This window comes from Pseudomonas guariconensis, from assembly GCF_900102675.1.
Classification (GTDB): Bacteria; Pseudomonadota; Gammaproteobacteria; order Pseudomonadales; family Pseudomonadaceae; genus Aquipseudomonas; species Aquipseudomonas guariconensis.
On the sequence record NZ_FMYX01000002.1, the window covers coordinates 105,452 to 126,649 of the forward strand.

Genomic DNA, 21,198 nt, shown 5'->3' on the forward strand with positions numbered 1-21,198 from the left:
GTTCACACCTTAGCCACGAGCGGGCGACCCAACAGGCCTTGGGGACGGAAGATCAGAATCATCACCAGCAGTGAGAAACTGAACACGTCCTTGTAGTCGGAGTTGATCAGGCCGGAGAACAACGACTCGGAGATCCCCAGGATGATCCCGCCAAGCATGGCGCCTGGGAGCGAGCCAATGCCGCCGAGCACCGCGGCGGTGAACGCCTTGATGCCGATGATGAAGCCGGCATAGAAGTCGAAGGTGCCGTAGTTCATGGTGATCAGCACGCCTGCGAGGGCAGCCATCACCGCACCGATGACGAACACGTAGGAGATCACCCGGTCGGTGTTGATCCCCAGGATCGAGGCCATCTTGCGGTCTTGCTGGGTCGCGCGGCACATGCGGCCGAGCTTGGTGTACTTGATCACATAGGTGAGCAGGGCCATGCCGACGAAGGCCGCCACCAGGATGAAGATCTTGGTGTAGGTCAGTTGCACGAAGCCGGTCCCCACTTCGACGCGCCAGGCGCCTTCGAGCAGGGTGGGCACGCCTTGCTGGCGGGCGCCCTGGCTGATCTGCGCGTAGTTCTGCAGGATCAGCGAGATGCCGATGGCACTGATCAGCGGTGCCAGGCGGGTGGAGTTACGCAGGGGCTTGTAGGCGATGCGCTCGATGGTGAAGCCATAGATGCCCGTGACGACGATGGTGAACAACAAGGTTCCCAACATCAGCAGCGGAAACGACTCGATACCGAAGTAGGCCAGCAATGCCAGGCTGATCGCCGCGAGGTACGCGGAGATCATATACACCTCGCCGTGCGCGAAGTTGATCATGCCGATGATGCCATAGACCATTGTGTAGCCGATGGCGATCAGACCATAGACAGACCCGAGGGTCAGTCCATTGATCAGTTGCTGCAGGAAAATACCATCCATAACGCAATCTCACCTGATTGAGATTGCACGAGCGCCGACCACGGCGGACCACCGCTGAAGCGGCCCTCGCAGCGCAGAACTGTGCAGATCTACGGATAAAGACAGGTACCGCGGGGCTGCGGCCCGGAGCACTGCGCATCCGGGCCGGTCGCCATTGTTATTTTTGTTTTTCCAGCTGGTGGTACTTGCCGTTGGCATCCCACTGGTAGACCACGTAGTCGGAGACGGTCAGGTCGCCCTTGTTGTCCCACTTCTTCTCGCCCATGACGGTCTGGACCGGGTTGGCCTTGAGCCACTTGGCAGCGTCTTCGCCCTTGTTCGACTTAGCGCCGTTGAACGCGGCAGCCAGGGCCTGGAGGGAAGCGTAGGCGTACAGGGTGTAGCCCTCAGGTTCGGTACCGGCCTTGCGGAACTCCTCCACCACCGCCTTGCTGTCAGGCAGCAGGCGCGGGTCGGCACCGAAGGTCATGTACACGCCATTGACGTACTGGGCACCGCCAGCGGTGGCTACCAGTTCGTCGGTCACGATGCCGTCGTCGGACATGAACTTCACATCTTTCAGACCTTGTTCGCGCAGTTGGCGTACCAGTGGGCCGGCTTCTGGGTGCAGACCACCGAAGTAGACCACGTCGGCACCGGTGGAACGAATCTTGGTGACCACCGCGCTGAAGTCTTTCTCGCCTCGGGTCAGGCCTTCGTACAGCACAGGTTTCACGCCACGTTTTTCAAGCTGCGCCTTGGTCGCATCGGCCAGGCCCTGACCGTAGGTGTCCTTGTCGTGCAGGACAGCGACTTTCTTGCCCTTGAGTACATCGACGATGTAGTCGCCGGCCACGATGCCCTGCTGGTCGTCGCGACCGCACATGCGGAACATGGCCGAGAGCCCTCGCTCGGTCACCTGAGGGTTGGTCGAGCCTGGGGTGATGGCGATCACGCCAGCTTCGTCGTAGACCTCAGAGGCCGGGATGGTGTTGGAGGAGCAGAAGTGACCGACCACGCCGATGACTTTGTCCTGGTCGACCAGACGGTTGGCCACGGCCACGGCTTGCTTGGGTTCGCAGGCGTCATCGCCCTTGACCAGGATGATCTTCTCGCCGTTGACCCCACCTGCGGCGTTGATCTTGTCGGCTGCCGCCTGGGCACCTTTCATGTACTGCTCGCCAAACGCTGCGTTGGCACCGGTCATCGGGCCTGCGACGCCGATCTTCACATCGGCCTGAACAAACGAGGAAACACCCAGTGCCGAAGCTACGGCGAGAGCCAGGAAACCTTTCTTGTAAAACGTCTGCGACATGAGGTGGTGCTCCTTAGAGTTTTTTTGGTTGGCACTACAACTTTCAGCACTGAGCTCAGAGCAAGCGCCGTGCCAGCAGATTTGTCTTCGTCGCAAAACGCAGTGAGAGAGCGGACTAAAGGCGACCGACGGCCTTTTCTTTATTGAGCGTGCAACCGTCTAACCTAGACAAGTCGCAACCCTGCTGGCCATTCTGTGCAACCGCTCGGCGCCATCATTGCAACCCTGGCAAGTGTTTACGTGCAACCGCCCTGTAACAGGGCGACGTCACCGAACTGCACACTGCAAGTGCACAACTGCTACAGGGGGCACCGTTACGAGGCGGCGCAGTGTGTAGGAAAGTGCCCGGATCACAGGCGACAAAAGCGCCAAATCGCGGGACAAGCCCGCTCCGACAGGGGCTGCCCGGGCCGAACCGCACGGGCCGTTACCGAAGCCAATGTGCTCACGACGGCGCAAACGCTGGCACAATGGCGCGGATTCCGCGCGCCTGCTTTGTGACGCGAGCGCCGCCACTTGGAGCCCCTCAATGAGCGAGAGCGCATTTGCCGAGCGCATCGTGCACAACCTGCTCGACACCGACTTCTACAAACTGACCATGATGCAGGCTGTCCTGCACAACTACCCGGATGCAGACGTGGAATGGGAGTTCCGCTGTCGCAACGGCGAGGACCTGCGCCCGTACCTCGACGAAATCCGCAAAGAAATCGAACACCTCAGCGACCTTAGCTTGGACGAAGGTCAGCTGGCCTTCCTCGAGCGCATCAGCTTCCTCAAGCCCGACTTCCTGCGTTTTCTTGGGCTGTTTCGTTTCAACCTGCGTTACTTGCGTATTGGCATCGAGAACGATCAGCTGTTCTTGCGCCTGCGTGGCCCATGGCTGCACGTGATCCTGTTCGAAGTGCCGTTGCTGGCCATCATCAGCGAAGTGCGCAATCGTCATCTGCACCCACGCATGCGCCTTAGCGAGGCGCGTGATCAGTTGTACCGTAAGTTCGACTGGCTGCGTGCCCATGCCAGCGACGAGGAGCTGGCCGAACTGCAAGTGGCCGACTTCGGTACCCGGCGGCGCTTTTCCGGTCGAGTGCAGGAAGAAGTGGTACGGGTGTTGCGTGATGACTTCCCAGCGCGCTTCGTCGGCACCAGCAACGTGGACCTGGCCTGGAAGCTGGATGTCAGGCCCCTGGGCACCATGGCCCATGAGTGGATCATGGCCCACCAGCAACTGGGCCCTCGGCTGATCGACAGCCAGATCGCCGCGCTGGACTGCTGGGTCCGCGAATACCGCGGGCTTTTGGGCATCGCCTTGACCGACTGCATCACCATGGATGCCTTCCTGACCGATTTCGACCTGTACTTCGCCAAGCTCTTCGACGGGCTGCGCCATGATTCCGGAGATCCGGTAGCCTGGGCGGAGAAGGCCATCGCCCATTACCGTAAACTGGGCATCGATCCGATGACCAAGACGCTGGTGTTCTCCGACGGCCTGAATCTGACCCGTTCGCTGGAAATCTTCCGCGCCTTGCGCGGTCGCATCAATGTCAGCTTCGGTATCGGCACCAACCTTACCTGTGACATTCCTGGTGTAGCGCCGATGAGCATCGTGCTTAAAATGACCGACTGCAACGGCTCGCCGGTGGCCAAGATCTCCGACGAGGCCGCCAAGACACAGTGCCGTGACGAGAATTTCGTCAATTACCTGCGCCACGTATTCAAAGTCCCCAGCAAGGAGTAACCCATGCAAGCCGTTCAGCGAGAGATTGCGCAGCAGCTCAAGGTGCAGCCCCCGTTTGCCGACGCCGCCGCGCTCCAGGCCGAAGTCACCCGGCGCGTGACCTTCATCAAGGGATGCCTGGCCAATGCTCGGCTCAAGACCCTGGTCCTGGGCATCAGCGGCGGGGTCGACTCGCTGACCGCCGCCCTGCTCGCCCAGCGCGCGATCAATGAGTTGCGTGCCGAGACCGGAGACGACAGCTACCGCTTCATCGCCGTGCGCCTGCCCTATCAGGTACAGCACGACGAACACGACGCCCAGGCGTGTCTGGATGTGATCAAAGCCGATGAAGTGCACACCGTGGATATCGCCCCGGCCGTCCGCGCCCTGGCAGCCGAGACCAAAGCCTTGGAAGGCGGCTCGCCGACCCTGGTGGATTTCGTCGTGGGTAACGTCAAGGCGCGCATGCGCATGGTGGCCCAGTACGCCATTGCCGGCGCCCGGGGCGGCCTGGTGATCGGAACAGATCATGCTGCCGAGGCGGTGATGGGCTTTTTCACCAAATTCGGTGATGGTGCCTGCGACCTGGCACCACTGAGCGGCCTGGTGAAGAACCAAGTGCGAGACATCGCTCGCAGTTTCGGCGCGCCGGAAGCACTGGTGGAAAAAGTCCCGACCGCGGACCTGGAAGACTTGGCGCCGGGCAAGCCGGACGAAGCCTCCCACGGCGTGACCTACAAGCAGATCGACGCGTTCCTGCACGGCGAGCCGGTCAGCCAGGAGGCGTTCGACATCATCGTCGCCACCTACCGCAAGAGCCAGCACAAACGCGAGCTGCCGTTCGCGCCTTGATCAGCCCCTAGAAACGCCTGTGGGAGCGGGCTCACCCGCGAATGCAGTGGCAGACCACCGAGGCATTCGCGGGCAAACCCGCTCCCACAGGTTATACGCTCAGGTTTCGCTTACTTGACGATGACCTTGCCCTTCATCATCGAGATATGGCCTGGGAAGGTGCAGAAGAAGCTGTAGTCACCACCGGCTTCGAGCTTGGAGGTGTCGAACTTAACTTCGGTTTCCTTCTCTGGCGCACCGATCATCTTGGTATGGGCGATGATCCCGGCATTGGCGGCATTGAGGTAGTCGTTTTCCAGACCCTTGCTCATGCCTTCGGTGGCGATGCCCTGCATGTCGGCAGTCTTGCTGATCACCAGGTTGTGGCCCATGACGTTCTTCGGCAGGCTGCCGGAATGGGTCAGCTTGACGGTGAACTCTTTGCAGCTCTTGTCGACGGTGAATTCCTTGGTGGTGTAGGACATCTGGTCGGTGGACTCGACAGTCACCGAGCACTCGGCTGCAAAGACAGAAGCGCTGGCGAGGGTCAGCAGGGATACCGCTACAGCTTTCGCAAACATCATGAATCTCCTTGGCAGGGTTTAATCATTGCGAGACTGCCTGAAGCCGCTCGCCTCCCCGCTGATATGGGTCAAGGAGGAAAGGCCTCAGCCAGTAGATTTGTTCAATGGATTGTATACAACCAATCTAAGTGCACATCATGCCCTCTTAATGGACGATGGGACAACCTCTCATTCAGGAGCAAGTACCATGACATTGAGCAGCATGATGCGCAGCCTGCTGGCTGCCTACGCCTGTGGCGCCAGTGGCGCGGCAGTTTGCGAGTTCTCCCGCCCCGAGTGAATCGGCGCTTGGAAGCGGCAGGCATGCGCCTTACCCTGTGCGCGCATGTGATGGGAGATTAGCAATGCCTGTACGTTCCGTTTGTGTCTTTTGCGGTGCCAGCATCGGCACCCACCCCGCTTATCGTGAAGCCGCGGTAGCTCTGGGCCAGGCCATCGCCCGGCGCGGCCTGACCCTGGTGTACGGCGGGAGCTCCGTGGGCCTGATGGGCGCTGTGGCCGATGCCGCCATGGCGGCTGGCGGGGAAGTGATCGGCGTCATGCCACAAAGCCTCATCGATGCGGAAATCGGCCATAAAGGCCTGCCACGGCTGGAAGTGGTCGACGGCATGCACGCCCGCAAGGCGCGCATGGCCGAGCTGAGCGATGCCTTCATCGCCCTTCCGGGGGGCCTGGGAACGCTAGAGGAACTGTTCGAGGTCTGGACCTGGGGCCAGCTGGGCTACCAAGCCAAGCCATTGGGCTTACTGGATGTGAACGGGTTCTATGAAAAACTGGGCGGGTTCCTCGACCATATCGTCGAAGAAGGCTTCGTAAGACCGCAGCACCGGGCGATGCTGTTGCTTGGCAAGCAGCCGGATGAGCTGCTGAATGCGATGGAGGAATTCGTGCCGCCCGTGCTACCCAAGTGGGTCGACAAGAAACCTGATTGATCTCGATCGATGGGCCCCGCATCTGACCTGTGGAACGGGTTTTACCGCCAATGCGTCGGTAGACACCTCAGCATTCGCGGATAAGCCCGCTTCCACAGGGTCCAGTGCCCAGGCTATCGATCAGCGCGGAATGACTGGCTGACGAGGCTTCTTCTTGCCTTTGCCGCCCTTGGCCGCTTCCCTGCGCTCTTTGGCCGCTTGTTGGTTGCGAGCGAACGCTTCGGCCTTGGCCTTCTCCCGTTTGTCCCACGGCTTGCTGCCATCGCTGGCGCGCGGCGGCAGGCCGGTGTGCTGGGTCAGGATCTTCTGGTCTTTGCCCACCTTGTGGCTGCCGGCAGGAGTCGAGTTCTTACGGCGAGCGCTCTGGTAGCTGTCGGTCTGCGGCTGATGCAGCGGGATCAACTGGTGCTTGCCCGGACCGATCAGGTCAGCGCGCCCCATGCGTTGCAGCGCTTCACGCAGCATTGGCCAGCCCTTCGGATCGTGATAGCGCAGGAAGGCCTTGTGCAGGCGACGCTGTTCTTCGCTCTTGACGATCTCCACCCCTTCGCTCTTGTAGGTCACCTTACGCAGCGGATTCTTGCCCGAGTGGTACATGGCCGTGGCCGAGGCCATCGGCGAAGGGTAGAACGCCTGCACCTGGTCGGCGCGGAAACCATTGCTCTTGAGCCACAGGGCGAGGTTCATCATGTCCTCGTCGGTGGTGCCTGGGTGCGCGGCGATGAAGTACGGGATCAGGTATTGCTCTTTGCCCGCTTCCTTCGAGAACTTCTCGAACATGCGCTTGAAGCGGTCGTAGGTGCCGATCCCCGGCTTCATCATCTTGTCCAGCGGCCCCCGCTCGGTGTGTTCCGGAGCGATCTTCAGGTAACCGCCGACGTGGTGGGTCACCAGCTCTTTGACGTACTCCGGGGACTCCACGGCCAGGTCGTAGCGCAGGCCGGAAGCGATAAGGATCTTCTTCACCCCCGGGAGGGCACGCGCCTTGCGGTACAGCTCAATCAGCGAACTATGGTCGGTGTTGAGGTTCTCGCAGATGCCGGGGAACACGCAGGACGGCTTGCGGCAGTGCTTCTCGATCTCGTGGCTCTTGCAGGCGATGCGGTACATGTTGGCGGTCGGGCCGCCGAGGTCGGAGACCACGCCGGTGAAGCCTGGCACCTTGTCACGCATTTCCTCGATTTCGCGGATGATCGAGTCGTGGGAGCGGTTCTGGATGATTCGGCCTTCGTGCTCGGTGATCGAGCAGAAGGTGCAGCCGCCGAAGCAGCCACGCATGATGTTCACCGAGAAGCGAATCATCTCGTAGGCCGGGATGCGCTCCTTGCCATAGGCCGGATGCGGGACGCGCGCGTAAGGCATGCCGAACACGTAGTCCATTTCCTCGGTGCTCATCGGGATGGGTGGTGGGTTGAACCACACGTCCACCTCACCATGCTTCTGCACCAAAGCGCGGGCGTTCCCGGGGTTGGTCTCCAGGTGCAGCACACGGTTGGCGTGGGCGTAGAGGACCGGGTCGTTGCGCACCTTCTCGAACGATGGCAGGCGGATCACCGACTTCTCACGGGTCATGCGCGGGCTGTCGAGAATCTGCACAACCTTGGCTTCGTTCGGGTCCTCGACTTCACCCTTGGCCTGCTCGATGGCGCAGGCCTGGGTGTCCTGGGTGTTGACGTAGGGGTTGATGATCTTGTCGACACGTCCTGGCCGGTCGATGCGGGTCGAGTCGATCTCGTACCAGCCCTCTGGTGTGTCACGGCGCACGAAGGCGGTGCCGCGTACATCGGTAATGCTTTCGATGCGCTCGCCCTGGGACAGGCGCTGGGCGACTTCAACGATGGCGCGCTCGGCGTTGCCGTACAGCAGGATGTCGGCACTGGCATCGATCAGGATCGAATGACGGACCTTGTCCTGCCAGTAGTCGTAGTGGGCGATGCGACGCAGGGAGGCTTCGATGCCACCGAGGACGATCGGCACATGCTTGTAGGCCTCCTTGCAGCGCTGGCTGTACACCAGGCTTGCGCGGTCAGGGCGCTTGCCCGCCAGGCCACCCGGGGTATAGGCATCGTCGGAACGGATCTTCTTGTCCGCGGTATAGCGGTTGATCATCGAGTCCATGTTGCCTGCCGCGACGCCGAAGAACAGATTCGGCTCGCCAAGCTTCATGAAGTCGTCCTTCGACTGCCAGTTCGGCTGTGCAATGATGCCGACGCGAAAGCCCTGGGCTTCCAGCAGCCGGCCAATGATGGCCATGCCGAAGGACGGATGGTCGACGTAGGCGTCTCCGGTCACGATGATGATGTCGCAGGAATCCCAGCCGAGCTGATCCATCTCCTCCCTGCTCATGGGCAGGAACGGTGCCGGCCCGAAGCATTCGGCCCAGTACTTGGGATAGTCGTAGAGTGGTTTGGCTGCTTGCATGTCAGTGACCGGTTCTGGTGTGCAGGGAAATCGCGGGCGCGGAATATAGCACAAAATTTGATCAAATCCGACGATAGTGGTCGGATTCGTGTGCTCAAAAAAAGAGACTTCCGCCCTGTGGGAGCGGGTTCACCCGCGAATGCGATGGCGCAGAGTCCACTGTATTCGCAGGCAAACCCGTCGTCACATGGGACAGACGTACCGCTGGAAGGGTTATTCGTCGTCGTCGAAGTTGTACATGCCCGGAGCGAGGTTCTCGAAACGGGTGTACTTGCCGATGAACGCCAGGCGGATGAAGCCGATGGGGCCGTTACGCTGCTTGCCGATGATGATTTCGGCGATGCCCTTGTGCTCGGTCTCGGGGTGATACACCTCGTCACGGTAGACGAACATGATCACGTCGGCGTCCTGCTCGATCGCTCCGGATTCACGCAAGTCGGAGTTCACCGGACGCTTGTTGGGGCGCTGCTCGAGGGAGCGGTTGAGCTGCGACAGGGCGATGACCGGGCAGTTGAATTCCTTGGCCAGCGCCTTGAGGGAACGCGAGATCTCGGAGATCTCGTTGGTCCGGTTATCACCGCTGGAGCCAGGGATCTGCATCAACTGCAGGTAGTCGACCATGATCATGGCGATATCGCCATGCTCGCGGACCAGACGGCGGGTACGGGCACGCATTTCCGAGGGACTGATGCCGGCGGTATCGTCAATGAACAGCTTGCGGTCGTTGAGCAGGTTGACTGCCGAGGTCAGGCGCGGCCAGTCGTCGTCGTCCAGCTGACCGGAACGCACCTTGGTCTGGTCGATGCGCCCCAGGGAGGACAGCATACGCATGATCAGCGCATCGCCGGGCATCTCCAGGGAGAACACCAGCACCGCCTTGTCGCTGCGCAGCACTGCGTTCTCCACCAGGTTCATGGCGAAGGTGGTCTTACCCATCGAAGGGCGACCCGCGACGATGATCAGATCCGCTGGCTGCAGGCCGCTGGTCTTTTCATCCAGGTCGGTATAGCCGGTCGACAGACCGGTGATGTCGCTGTCGGAGTTGAACAGCGTGTCGATGCGGTCAATGGCCTTGGTCAGCAGCTCGTTGACGCCCACCGGGCCACCGGTCTTGGGCCGTGCTTCAGCGATCTGGAAGATCTGCCGTTCGGCGTCATCGAGAATTTCCGCAGCATTGCGGCCCTGGGGGTTGAAGGCGTTGTCGGCGATATCGGTGCTGATGCTGATCAACTGGCGCAGCGTGGCCCGCTCGCGAATGATCGCCGCATAGGCCTTGATGTTGGCCACCGAGGGCGTGTTCTTGGCCAGCTCGGCCAGGTACGCCAGCCCGCCGACCTGGGTCGAGAGGCCTTCCTTGTCCAACTGCTCGTGCAGCGTGACCACGTCGAACGGCTGGTTCTGATCCACCAGTTTGTGGATGGCGCGGAAGATCAGGCGGTGGTCATGCCGATAGAAATCACCGTCCGAGACCTGGTCCAGCACCCGCTCCCACGCGTTGTTGTCCAGCATCAGGCCACCGAGCACGGCCTGTTCGGCCTCGATGGAGTGCGGCGGCACCTTGAGGGCGGCAGTCTGCAGGTCTAGTTGTTCGGGATTGCTGATCTCGTTCATGTCCACACGAAAAATCTGGGTGATGAAAAAGACAAAGGGCACGACCTGCATGATGCAGGACCGTGCCCGATGTTAACCGGCTGGCCCCGAGGAGCCAACCGATTCGCGGCAGCTTAGGCTGCGACGACAACCACGCGAACGGTGGCTTCAACGTCGCTGTGCAGGTGCACGGCAACGTCGTATTCGCCGACGTTACGGATGGTGCCGTTCGGCAGACGAACTTCAGCCTTGGCCACTTCAACGCCGGAGGCGGTCAGGGCGTCAGCGATGTCGTGGGTGCCGATCGAACCGAACAGCTTGCCTTCGTCACCAGCGGTGGCAGTGATGGTCACTTCCAGCTCGGCCAGTTGGGCAGCGCGGCTTTCAGCCGAAGCTTTACGCTCGGCAGCAGCTTTTTCCAGCTCGGCGCGACGCTCTTCGAACGCAGCCAGGTTGACGGCGTTGGCAACGACGGCCTTGCCGAAAGGCAGCAGGAAGTTACGGCCGTAACCACCTTTTACTTTTACTTTGTCGCCCAGGTTGCCCAGGTTGGCGACTTTTTCCAGCAGGATCAGTTCCATTTGGTAAAACCTCTTAACTTTTAACCTTCACCGTTCGCGGAATCGTCACCCTGGTGAGGGGACTTGCGACCGCGAAAATCAATCAGGCTATCGACAATGGCCAAGACCACGAGCAACGGATAAGTCAGCTGCATGAACAGCACCAGCGTCACGTACAACCCCACCAGCCAGAACTTGGCCAGGCGCTTCTGGGCCACCAACCCATGCAGCAGGGCGATCCCCGCGAACATGAGCGGCACACTGCACAGTGGTGTCAGCAATGCCAGGCCAGGACCGAAGTTCGGGCCGAACAGCATGCAGGCCAACAGCACCAGCATCGGCACCAGGGGAATCCGTACCGCGTGAAACTCGCGGCCGAAACCTCCCGGGTTGTACAACACGGCTTGCCAGTAGCGACCCAACATCAGGGCCAGCACGCTGACAACTTGCAACAGAGCCGCAATCAGGCCGCCGAGCACCGGTACGATGAGGCTTCCAAGGTGTGCCTGTTCCTCTACCGACAACTGCTGGTAGAGGCCGTCGAGCATCTGCGGCAGGGCTTTTTCAAGCGCTCGCGCCAGAGCTTCAATCGGTTCGCGGAACACCGAACCAAGCACAACACCGTACAACAGGCCCAGGGCGATGCTGGACAACAGCACCCGGTTCCAGGAATGTCCGGCGCGCAGCAGCGCAGCCAGCCCCAGCGTCCCCAGCAGCACCATCAAGGTGCGTGGCTCGCCGAAGATCCACCAGGCCAACGCCGGCAAGATACCCCAGACGATGACCGAGGAAGCGTCCTTGAAACCGCGCCGCAGGAACACCAGGCTCCCGGCGGCGGCACTCAACCAGAACAACAGCGGCAACGCCGCACAACCGGCCACCACAATGGAGGCCTGCACACGACCGCGCATGATGAAATCAGCCAACGCTCGCATGCTTATCCCTTGCTACTTGTCGACGACCCGGTCTCAGCGGCCGTGGCTGTCGGTGTAGGGCAGCAGGGCCAGGAAGCGGGCGCGCTTGATAGCGGTAGCCAGCTGACGCTGATAACGAGCTTTGGTACCGGTGATACGGCTTGGAACGATCTTGCCGGTTTCGGATACGTAAGCTTTCAGGGTGTTGAGATCTTTGTAGTCGATCTCTTTCACGTCTTCAGCAGTGAAGCGGCAGAATTTACGACGACGGAAGAAACGTGCCATGTAATAGGCTCCTCAAAAAGGTCCGTGGATTACTCGTCAGCGTTATCGCTGTTGTCGCTGTCGTTGCTGTCGTCGCCATCGACGCCATCAGCAGCTTCAGGACGCTCGCGACGCTCACGGCGCTCGCTGCGGTTCTCTTCGGCCTTCAGCATCTCGGACGGGCCGGTGACGGCTTCGTCGCGACGGATGATCAGGTTACGGATCACGGCATCGTTGTAGCGGAAGTTGTCTTCCAGCTCGGCCAGGGCCTTGCCGGTGCACTCAACGTTCAGCATCACGTAGTGAGCCTTGTGAACGTTGTTGATGGCGTAGGCCAGCTGACGACGGCCCCAGTCTTCCAGGCGGTGGATCTTGCCGCCGTCTTCCTCGATCAGCTTGGTGTAACGCTCAACCATGCCGCCGACTTGCTCGCTCTGGTCCGGGTGAACCAGGAAGATGATTTCGTAATGACGCATGAATGCTCCTTACGGGTTAGTAGTCTGCCAGCACTGTGGTCAGACAAGGAGTGAATGACACTGTATGTCTTGCCTTGGAAAGAGGCACATGCGCGCCTGCCTGCTTGGCAAGGGGCGCAATTGTAGAGAAGGCGGGGAGTACAAGCAAGGTGGCTGGCGATTATTTGAACAGCCGGAAACAAATTGCCGGAGCCCCGCGAAAGAGGCGCCGCCCCTTTTGCGGGTAATCCCGCTCCCACTGCCCTGTAGCAGCGGGATCAGCCGTAAATGGGCATCAGCCCTTGACCTGACGCTGGCGCACAGCCTCGAACAGACACACCCCGGTAGCCACCGACACGTTCAGGCTGCTGACGCTACCGGCCATCGGCAACTTGACCAGGAAGTCGCAGTGCTCGCGGGTCAGGCGACGCATGCCCTTGCCTTCGGCGCCCATGATCATCACCAGCGGGCCAGTCAGATCCTGCTGGTAGATCTCCTGCTCGGCCTCGCCTGCAGTCCCGACCACCCATAGCCCACGCTGCTGGAGTTTCTCCAGCGTACGGGCAAGGTTGGTCACGGCCACCAGTGGAATCACCTCGGCAGCGCCGCAGGCGACCTTGCGCACCACGGCCGTGAGCGTCGCCGACTTGTCCTTGGGAATCACCACTGCAGTGACACCGGCAGCATCGGCAGTACGCAGGCAGGCACCGAGATTATGCGGATCGGTGACACCATCGAGCACTAGGATCAGCGGTGGCCGTTCGGCACGTTCGAGCAACTCGTCGAGCATGGCCTCGCCCCAGACCTGGCTCGGGCTGACCTCGGCAACGACACCTTGGTGCACACCTTCGACCCAGGCATCGAGCTCGCGGCGCTCGGCCTGGCCGACCGGAACGCGGTTTTCCGCCGCCAAGGCCAACAGGCTCTGGATACGCGGCTCGCTGCGTCCCTCGGACAACCAGATCTGCTTGACCCGCTTGGGATGATGCTGCAACAGCCCCTGCACGGCATGCACGCCGTAGATTTTTTCCAGCTGACTCATGACTTGTTCTTGCCTTTGCGCGGCGCGCCGGACTTCGACGGCCCTTTGCGATGCTTGGTCGGCTTGCCGGACGCCTTGGCGCCTTTGTCCGACTTGCCGCTGGCGTGGCTGTGACGGGCCTCGCTCATCAGCGCCTTTTTCATTTCCCGGCTTTTGCGCACTTCGGCATTACGCTGCACGGCGTCCTTGGGGAAGTACGCCTCGGCAGTCTCGCTTTTGCGGCTGCGCGGCTTGGGCGAAATCTTCGCCTCGGATGCAGGTGCCGGCTGGGCTGCAGGTACCGCTTTGTCGGCCGCGGCAGCGGGTTTGCGACCGACCGGGGCGTTGACGCTCGCCTCGGACATCTCGAAGTCGATCTTGCGCTGCTCCAGGTCGACACGCATGACCTTGACCTCGACAGTATCGCCCAGGCGGAAGCTGCGACCACTGCGCTCGCCAGACAGACGGTGGTGCACCGGATCGAAGTGGTAATAGTCACCCGGCAAGGCGCTGACATGTACCAGGCCTTCCACATAGATGTCGGTCAGTTCGATGAACAGGCCGAAGCCGGTCACCGCGGTGATCACGCCCGGGAAGGTCTCGCCGACACGGTCGCGCATGTATTCGCATTTGAGCCAGTTGACGACGTCGCGCGTGGCCTCGTCGGCACGTCGCTCGGTCATCGAGCACTGCTCGCCCATCTGGTCGAGGGTGTTCTCGTCGTATGGGTAAATGCGCGCCTTCGGAATGCTCATGGCACCCGCCCGCTTGACATGCGGAGTATCGATCTTCGAGCGGATCACGCTGCGGATGGCGCGATGCACCAGCAGGTCCGGGTAACGGCGAATCGGCGAGGTGAAGTGGGTGTAGGCCTCGTAGTTCAGGCCGAAGTGGCCGTTATTCTCGACGCTGTACACCGCCTGGCTCAACGAGCGCAGCATGACGGTCTGGATCAGATGGAAGTCCGGGCGCCCGGCAATGCTCGCCAACAGGGCCTGGTAGTCCTTCGGCGAAGGATCCTTGCCCTTGTGCAGCGAAAGGCCCAGCTCGCCCAAGAATGCGCGCAGTTTTTCCAGGCGCTCCGGTGGCGGGCCATCGTGAACACGGTAGAGTGCCGGAACGCCGTGCTTCTGCAGGAACTCGGCGGTGGCCACGTTGGCCGCCAGCATGCACTCCTCGATCAGCTTGTGGGCATCGTTGCGTACGGTCGGGCGAATCTCATCGATCTTGCGGTCTTCACCGAAGATGATGCGGGTTTCCTGGGTCTCGAAGTCGATCGCGCCACGGGTGTGGCGAGCCGCCACCAGCACCTTGTACAGGGCATAGAGGTGCTTGAGGTCCGGCAGAACCGCGCTGTACTCCTCGCGCAGGGCCTTGCCTTCGCGGGTACGGGCATGTTCGAGCATGCTGCTGACCTTGTTGTAGGTCAGGCGGGCATGGGAATGAATCACCGCTTCGTAGAACTGATAGTCGACCATCTGGCCGGCCTTGTTGATGGTCATTTCGCAGACCATGGCCAGGCGATCGACGTGCGGGTTCAGCGAACACAGGCCGTTGGACAGCTCCTCGGGCAGCATCGGAATCACGCGCTCGGGGAAGTACACCGAGTTGCCGCGCTGCTGCGCCTCGACATCCAGGGCCGAACCTAGGCGCACATAGCTGGAAACGTCAGCGATCGCCACGTACAGGCGCCAGCCGCCCGAGAACAGCCGCAGCTTGCCCAAGGGCTCGCAATAAACGGCATCGTCGAAGTCGCGGGCATCTTCGCCATCGATGGTGACAAACGGAAGATGACGCAGATCGATGCGCTTTTCCTTGTCCTTCTCTTCGACCTCGGAGCGGAACTTGCGCGCTTCCTTGATCACATCTTTAGGCCAGACGTGAGGAATATCGTAGCTACGCAGCGCGACATCGATCTCCATGCCGGGCGCCATGTAGTTGCCGATCACCTCCACCACATCACCCTGGGGCTGGAAGCGTGGGGTCGGCCAATGGGTGATCTTGATCTCGACGAACTGGCCAATCTTCGCACCACCGTTACGCCCGGCAGTCACCAGCACTTCCTGCTGGATCTTCGGGTTATCGGGAGTGACATAACCAATGCCACCTTCCTCGAAGTAGCGGCCGACCACGCTCTCGTGGGCACGGGAGATGATTTCGACCAGCACGCCTTCACGACGGCCACGGCGATCGACACCGGAAACCCGGGCCAGACCGCGGTCACCGTCGAACACCAGGCGCATCTGCGCAGGGCTCAGGAAGAGATCTTCACTGCCATCATCCGGGATCAGGAAGCCGAAACCATCGCGGTGGCCGGAAACGCGACCGCAGATCAGGTCAAGCTTGTCTACCGGGGCATAGGTGCCGCGCCGGGTATAGATAAGCTGGCCATCGCGCTCCATGGCGCGCAGGCGGCGGCGCAGGGCTTCGATCTGGTCTTCTTCGTGCAGGCCGAACTCGGCGGCCAGCTCTTCGCGAGCGGCCGGTTCGCCACGGTCGGCGAGACGCTGCAGGATCAGCTCACGGCTAGGAATGGGATTTTCGTATTTTTCCGCTTCGCGAGCGGCCTCGGGATCGAGGGATTGCCAATCGGCCATCAGAAGGGGTTCACCTTGGGGTATATAGATAAGAATTCTGGCATAGGCGTATTGAAACCGGAAATGTCTGCCTTGGACAGCCCCAGCGGAGCGTCGAAGTGGAGGCAATAGGCCTGCGGAATCAACAAGTTGAATTTTTTGAATTTTTTTTTGATCCGGGGCTTTACAGCCCTCAGGAGCGTCCGTATAGTGCGCACCACAACGACGGACAGCCGACGTTGTAGTTGAGATGCAACGCGATGTAAAGCATCATGTGACCTCGACGAAATGTGTGCCCAGGTGGCGGAATTGGTAGACGCGCTGGTTTCAGGTATCAGTGGCTTAACGGCCGTGGAAGTTCGAGTCTTCTCCTGGGCACCAACTATTTTCAAGTAACAGATGACCAAGGATCTGTTACTACTGTGTTAAACGAACGATAGTCGTCTTGCACAGAAGATGTAAAGCTTTGCCCAGGTGGCGGAATTGGTAGACGCGCTGGTTTCAGGTATCAGTGACTTAACGGTCGTGGAAGTTCGAGTCTTCTCCTGGGCACCATACAAAAACCCACTAGCTTGCTAGTGGGTTTTTTCTTGCCTGCGATTTAGCCCCCCGCCCTCTGCAGCAACGGCTTCATGCGCAAACACCGGCAAAGCCGGTGCCAAGCACTGCGTATCGCTCTCCACAGGCAAACCAGCCCCACCAGGAAGAGACGCCTCCTTAGCCCTTTGTCTGCTGATGAATTTCTCGCCATACGGCCACTTGAGAAACGATTTCGTTTACCATTGTTTCCAAATATGTAGCCGTAAGCGAGGAAGTACCCGCATGACGATCCGCCCGCAACTGCTGATGCGCAGCCTGGCCGCCGCTCTCTTCGGCCTGGTGATCGGCGCACCGGCCGCCTTGGCTGACGAACCGGTCACGCTGACCCTGTACAACGGCCAGCACAAAGAAATCGGCGAAGCCATCGCCAAGGCCTACGAGGCCAAGACCGGCATTCACATCAATATTCGCAAGGGCAGCAGCAACCAGCTGGCCAGTCAGATCATCGAGGAAGGCGATCGCTCGCCCGCCGATGTCATCTATACCGAAGAATCCCCGCCTCTGAACAACCTGGGCGAACTGGGCCTGCTGGCGAAAATCGATGACGCGACCTTGGACATGCTGCCCAAGCAATACGTCGGCGCCAACGGTACCTGGATGGGTGTGACCGCGCGAACCCGGATCGTCGTGTTCAACCCCAAGAAAATCGACGAGAAGGACCTGCCGAAAAGCGTCATGGACTTCGCCAACCCCGAGTGGGATGGCCGTGTCGGCTACGTGCCTACCAGCGGTGCCTTCCAAGAACAAGCCGTGGCCATCCTCAAGCTGCATGGCCGCGAAGCGACCGAGGAATGGCTAACCGGCCTCAAAGCCTTCGGCAAGGCCTACACCAACAACATGGTGGCCCTCAAAGCCGTCGAGCGCGGTGAAGTCGATACCGTGCTAGTGAACAATTACTACTGGTATGCCCTCAAGCGCGAGCGTGGCCAGCTGGACTCCAAGCTCTACTACCTGGCCGACGGCGACGCCGGCAATCTGGTAACCATCTCCGGTGCCGGCGCCGTCAAGGCCAGCAAGCACCCGAAGGAAGCCCAAGCCCTGCTCAACTGGATGGCCAGCGAAGAGGGCCAGCGCGTCATCACCCAGACCACCGCCGAATACCCGTTGCATAAAGGCATGGTCTCGGATCAGGGCCTGAAGCCGTTCGAAGAGCTACGCCCACCGAAGATCTCGCCGGCGGACCTTGGCAACGCCGAGGAAGCCTTGGAGCTTGAACGAGAGGTCGGCCTGCTCTGATGACTGCCGCCCTGCCCCAGCCGGCCCTGGCGCGCTTCGTGCCACGCCGCAAGCGCCCCTCGATCTGGGTGGTGCTGCCCGTCCTGTTCCTGGTGGCGATGAGCTTGCTGCCATTGCTCTACGTCGCCCTCAAGGCATGGCAAGCCGGCTGGCATGAAGCCTTTCGCCTGCTCTGGCGCCCCTTCGTCTGGGGGCTGCTGCGCAACACCTTGATGTTGATGATAGGGGTCACAGTGGCCTGCCTGATCGTCGGACTGGCGTTGGCCTGGCTGCTGGAGCGCAGCGACCTGCCAGGCCGTCGCCTCTGGGGGGTGGTGCTGTGCCTACCCTTTGCTGTGCCGTCGTTCGTCAGCAGCTTCACCTGGGTGTCGCTGAGTTCGGACTTCGAGGGCCTGGGCGGGGCAATCCTGGTCATGGCGCTGTCGAAGTACCCGCTGGTGTTCCTGCCTGTGGCCGCGACCTTGCGCAACCTCGACACCTCTCTTGAGGAGTCGGCGCGCACCCTGGGCTGCAGCCGCTGGGGGGTATTCTTCAAGATCACCCTGCCGTTGCTGTGGCCCTCGATGATCGGCGGCGCACTGCTGATTGCCCTGCACATGCTGGTGGAGTTCGGCGCCCTGTCCATCCTCGGCCTACAGACCTTCACCACGGCCATCTACCAGCAGTTCGAACTGGAGTTCAGCAACGCCAACGCGGCCATGCTTTCGGCTGTGCTGCTGGCGCTGTGCCTGGCAATGCTCTGGCTGGAACTGCGCGTACGTGGCAAGGCGCGCCATGTGCGGATCGGCCAGGGCGTGGCCCGTCGCGGTCAACCGGTTCGCCTACGGGTTTGGATGCCCTTGGGGCAGTTGTTCTGCCTGTCACTGGCGGTACTGGGCAGCGGAATCCCCTTGGCCATGCTCGGCTACTGGTTGAGTGTGGGTTCATCGGCAGCATTTCCGGTTACGGAAATCGGCAAGGCACTGCTGACGTCACTGTCAGTCTCCTTGGGTGGAGCCGGTTTTTGCGTGCTGCTGGCGCTGCCCATCAGCTTTCTGGTGGTGCGCTACAAGGGCCGCCTGGCGATCTGGGCCGAGCGCCTGCCCTACCTGCTGCATGCCTTGCCAGGGCTGGTGATCGCGCTGACGCTGGTGTTCTTCGCCCTGCACTATGTGCCGGCCCTTTACCAGACGTCCGCCCTGCTGCTGCTGGCCTATGCCTTGCTGTTCCTGCCACTGGCACAGGCCCCCGTGCGCACGGCCCTGAACAAAGCCTCCCCCACGCTGGAAGAAGCGGCCCGAACCTTGGGCGCCAGCAGTTTTGGCGCCTTCTGCCGGGTGACTCTGCCGATCATCTTCCCAGCCCTGGCAGCGGCCTTCGCCCTGGTATTCCTCGATGCCATGAAGGAGCTGACCGCTACCCTGCTACTCAGCCCCACCGGCATGACGACGCTGGCAACAGAAGTCTGGGCGCATACCGCCAACGTCGAATTCGCCGCGGCAGCACCTTATGCGGCGCTACTGATCGTGGTGTCGGGGTTGCCGGTGTATTTGCTGACCACGCGGATGTATCTGAACAAGGCGTAAACCGTTTCGTAGATCCCCCCCCGATCCAGGGGCTGCTTTACAGCCCCTGGATCCGGCAGGGCAACAGTCGCCCCGTCACACCCCCTACGTTTTTTCAGGCGCGGAACTGCCCCAGGCTCGCCCGCAACTGTGCCGCCAGATCATCCAGCACCTTGCTGCTGGCCGTGGTCTGCATCACCACCTCTGCCGAACGCTCAGCCTGGGCATGGATATTCTCCACTCGTCCGCGCACAGCCTGCGCGCCGTGAGCCTGTTGTTCAGCCGCCCGGGTCGCGAGACCGATGGCCGAGTGCACCTGCTCCACCGCTGCCTGTACCGACTGCTGACGACGCTCATTGTCACGCAGCACCAACAACCCTTCGCTTGCCTGGCGACCGGCCTGGCTAATGGTGGCCACCGCCTCCTTGGCTCCTGCCTGCAAGGCGGCGATGTGCGCCTGGATATCGCCCGTAGAGCTCTGGGTCTTGCTTGCCAGGGCGCGCACTTCATCGGCGACCACGGCAAAGCCGCGTCCCGTCTCTCCGGCCCGGGCAGCCTCGATAGCGGCGTTGAGCGCCAGCAGGTTGGTTTGCTCAGCGATGCCGTGGATCACGGTCAACACCACTTCGATCTGCTCGCTCTGCTTGGCCAGCCGTTCGATTACCTGAGAACCCGTCTCCACCTCCCCGGCCAGGTTCTCGATCAAACGCGCCAGCTGGGTGGAAGCGCGACTGTTCTCGTCAGTGGCTTGGCGGATATCCACCACTTGCTGCAAGGCCGCTTGCATGGCCTGGCTTTCGGCCTGGGCCTCGTCCGCCATGCTCGAAAGATCACGCAGACTGGCGGCGACCTCGTCACGCTGCAGCGCAGCGGCTGCGTCGGCACCTGCGTTGCGCTGAGCCATGGTGTCGATTTCCACTCCCGTACGCTGAGCCACTTCGCCAGCCTCGCGGACGATGGGCTGCAACTTGTCGACGAAGCGATTGACCGCCGAGGCCATATCACCGATCTCGTCACGGCTGTCGAGCGCCACCCGCTTGGTCAGATCGCCCTCGCCCGCCGCCAGATCGTTCAGCGCCCCAATCAACAAGCGCAGCTTGTTGACCACACGCCGCCCCAGCACCACGGCCACCACCAACAACACGCCCAAGCCTACCAGCACCAGGCCCAGGCCGATCCGCCAGCGCAGCTCGGCCGCGGCATCGCGCACGGTTTGCGCGGTGTTGGCCTGCATGGCGGTGGCGCTGTTCTGTGCGGTCTCGAGACGCGACCGCAGGGCCTTGCCACTGTCGGCGGCGGCCGCCACCAGGCTATCGCCCACCAGTTGCTCGCCGCTGGCGATCAAGGCAGCAAAGCGCTGGTCCAGCGCCTTGAGCTCCTGCTCCACCCCGGCGGTCGACACGCCCATCAGCACCTTGCCGATCTCGGCGCCATTGGGGTTGATGGACGCCTCGACGTAGTACACCGAAGGGTCCTTGCGCGCGGCATCGAGCACCTTGTCCAACGCGCGCTCGCCCTGCCCGCGCTCGATCAGCGTCTGGTTGATGGGATTTTGGCGATTCAGGTAGCGGGTCAGGTGTTGGCCTTGGGCGTCGTCATAAATGACGAACAACACATTGGGATTGCGCTGCGCGCGACGCGCAAAGTCCGAAAGCGTCGGTACATCGTTGTCCCAGATGGCGCGCGGCGCGACAGAGGCCAATAGCTCGGCCATGTCGTTGGCCGAGTCCTTGAGGTTCTTCTCC

General features: G+C 61.4%; 17 protein-coding genes, 2 tRNA genes and 1 pseudogene. 7 read left to right on the plus strand and 13 right to left on the minus strand.

Features of this window, described 5'->3' with window-relative positions:
• Window positions 1–2 precede the first annotated feature (2 nt).
• Together BLS27_RS03395 and BLS27_RS03400 are read right to left on the minus strand one after the other, a co-directional pair.
• Window positions 3–917 carry an ABC transporter permease subunit gene (locus tag BLS27_RS03395; RefSeq protein WP_043211939.1) on the minus strand — a complete coding sequence of 305 codons (915 nt, stop codon included), beginning with the start codon at window positions 915–917 and terminating at the stop codon, window positions 3–5.
• Window positions 918–1,074: 157 nt separating this feature from the next.
• Window positions 1,075–2,211 (minus strand): branched-chain amino acid ABC transporter substrate-binding protein, encoded by a 1,137-nt coding sequence (locus BLS27_RS03400; RefSeq protein ID WP_043211941.1) that lies wholly within the window; start codon window positions 2,209–2,211, stop codon window positions 1,075–1,077.
• A 529-nt stretch (window positions 2,212–2,740) separates the two neighbouring features.
• Here BLS27_RS03400 and pncB point away from each other — a divergent pair.
• Together pncB and nadE are read left to right on the plus strand one after the other, a co-directional pair.
• On the plus strand, window positions 2,741–3,946 hold the full coding sequence (gene pncB / locus BLS27_RS03405; RefSeq protein WP_043211943.1) for a nicotinate phosphoribosyltransferase: 1,206 nt from the start codon (window positions 2,741–2,743) through the stop codon (window positions 3,944–3,946).
• A 3-nt stretch (window positions 3,947–3,949) separates the two neighbouring features.
• Complete coding sequence (gene nadE / locus BLS27_RS03410) at window positions 3,950–4,777, plus strand: ammonia-dependent NAD(+) synthetase (protein ID WP_043211947.1); 828 nt, start codon at window positions 3,950–3,952, stop codon at window positions 4,775–4,777.
• Between the two features lie 110 nt (window positions 4,778–4,887).
• Here the strand turns inward: nadE and azu are convergent, their stop codons facing one another.
• A complete protein-coding gene (gene azu, locus BLS27_RS03415; protein ID WP_043211949.1) occupies window positions 4,888–5,337 on the minus strand; it encodes an azurin in 450 nt (149 codons plus the stop codon).
• Window positions 5,338–5,684: 347 nt separating this feature from the next.
• Here azu and BLS27_RS03420 point away from each other — a divergent pair, with 347 nt between their 5' ends.
• A complete protein-coding gene (locus BLS27_RS03420; RefSeq protein ID WP_090343170.1) occupies window positions 5,685–6,272 on the plus strand; it encodes an LOG family protein in 588 nt (195 codons plus the stop codon).
• Between the two features lie 120 nt (window positions 6,273–6,392).
• Here the strand turns inward: BLS27_RS03420 and BLS27_RS03425 are convergent, their stop codons facing one another.
• The 8 genes from BLS27_RS03425 to rnr form a co-directional block, all read right to left on the minus strand.
• Window positions 6,393–8,693: a YgiQ family radical SAM protein gene (locus tag BLS27_RS03425; RefSeq protein WP_043211952.1), complete on the minus strand. Its 2,301-nt coding sequence runs from the start codon at window positions 8,691–8,693 to the stop codon at window positions 6,393–6,395.
• Between the two features lie 213 nt (window positions 8,694–8,906).
• Window positions 8,907–10,304, minus strand: coding sequence for a replicative DNA helicase (dnaB, locus tag BLS27_RS03430; RefSeq protein ID WP_043212012.1), 1,398 nt, complete (start codon window positions 10,302–10,304; stop codon window positions 8,907–8,909).
• A gap of 113 nt (window positions 10,305–10,417) precedes the next feature.
• Window positions 10,418–10,864 (minus strand): 50S ribosomal protein L9, encoded by a 447-nt coding sequence (gene rplI / locus BLS27_RS03435; RefSeq protein WP_043211954.1) that lies wholly within the window; start codon window positions 10,862–10,864, stop codon window positions 10,418–10,420.
• A 20-nt stretch (window positions 10,865–10,884) separates the two neighbouring features.
• Entirely contained in the window at window positions 10,885–11,778 is an 894-nt protein-coding gene (locus tag BLS27_RS03440) for a YybS family protein (protein ID WP_043211957.1), read from the minus strand.
• Window positions 11,779–11,811: 33 nt separating this feature from the next.
• Window positions 11,812–12,042: a 30S ribosomal protein S18 gene (gene rpsR / locus BLS27_RS03445; RefSeq protein WP_009403887.1), complete on the minus strand. Its 231-nt coding sequence runs from the start codon at window positions 12,040–12,042 to the stop codon at window positions 11,812–11,814.
• Between the two features lie 29 nt (window positions 12,043–12,071).
• A complete protein-coding gene (gene rpsF / locus BLS27_RS03450; protein WP_043211961.1) occupies window positions 12,072–12,497 on the minus strand; it encodes a 30S ribosomal protein S6 in 426 nt (141 codons plus the stop codon).
• A 274-nt stretch (window positions 12,498–12,771) separates the two neighbouring features.
• Window positions 12,772–13,518, minus strand: a complete 747-nt coding sequence (gene rlmB / locus BLS27_RS03455) for a 23S rRNA (guanosine(2251)-2'-O)-methyltransferase RlmB (RefSeq protein ID WP_043211963.1) — start codon at window positions 13,516–13,518, stop codon at window positions 12,772–12,774.
• Window positions 13,515–16,094, minus strand: a complete 2,580-nt coding sequence (rnr, locus tag BLS27_RS03460) for a ribonuclease R (RefSeq protein WP_043211965.1) — start codon at window positions 16,092–16,094, stop codon at window positions 13,515–13,517. Before rnr ends, rlmB begins: the two co-directional genes overlap by 4 nt.
• Before the next feature lie 273 nt (window positions 16,095–16,367).
• Here rnr and BLS27_RS03465 point away from each other — a divergent pair.
• The 4 genes from BLS27_RS03465 to BLS27_RS03480 all read left to right on the plus strand — a co-directional run bounded on the left by BLS27_RS03465 (window position 16,368) and on the right by BLS27_RS03480 (window position 19,474).
• Window positions 16,368–16,454: transfer RNA gene (locus tag BLS27_RS03465), tRNA-Leu, on the plus strand.
• An 87-nt stretch (window positions 16,455–16,541) separates the two neighbouring features.
• Window positions 16,542–16,628 (plus strand) — tRNA-Leu (locus BLS27_RS03470).
• Window positions 16,629–16,895: 267 nt separating this feature from the next.
• Complete coding sequence (locus BLS27_RS03475) at window positions 16,896–17,909, plus strand: extracellular solute-binding protein (protein ID WP_043211968.1); 1,014 nt, start codon at window positions 16,896–16,898, stop codon at window positions 17,907–17,909.
• Entirely contained in the window at window positions 17,909–19,474 is a 1,566-nt protein-coding gene (locus BLS27_RS03480; RefSeq protein WP_043211970.1) for an ABC transporter permease, read from the plus strand. The genes BLS27_RS03475 and BLS27_RS03480 overlap by 1 nt, the downstream gene beginning before the upstream one ends.
• A 94-nt stretch (window positions 19,475–19,568) precedes the next feature.
• Here the strand turns inward: BLS27_RS03480 and BLS27_RS24150 are convergent, their stop codons facing one another.
• Window positions 19,569–20,453, minus strand: a complete 885-nt coding sequence (locus tag BLS27_RS24150; RefSeq protein WP_390483973.1) for a methyl-accepting chemotaxis protein — start codon at window positions 20,451–20,453, stop codon at window positions 19,569–19,571.
• Window positions 20,427–21,167 (minus strand): annotated as a pseudogene (locus BLS27_RS24155) (HAMP domain-containing protein); the annotation flags it as partial. The pseudogene BLS27_RS24155 and the gene BLS27_RS24150, both read right to left, overlap by 27 nt.
• Window positions 21,168–21,198: the final 31 nt, after the last annotated feature.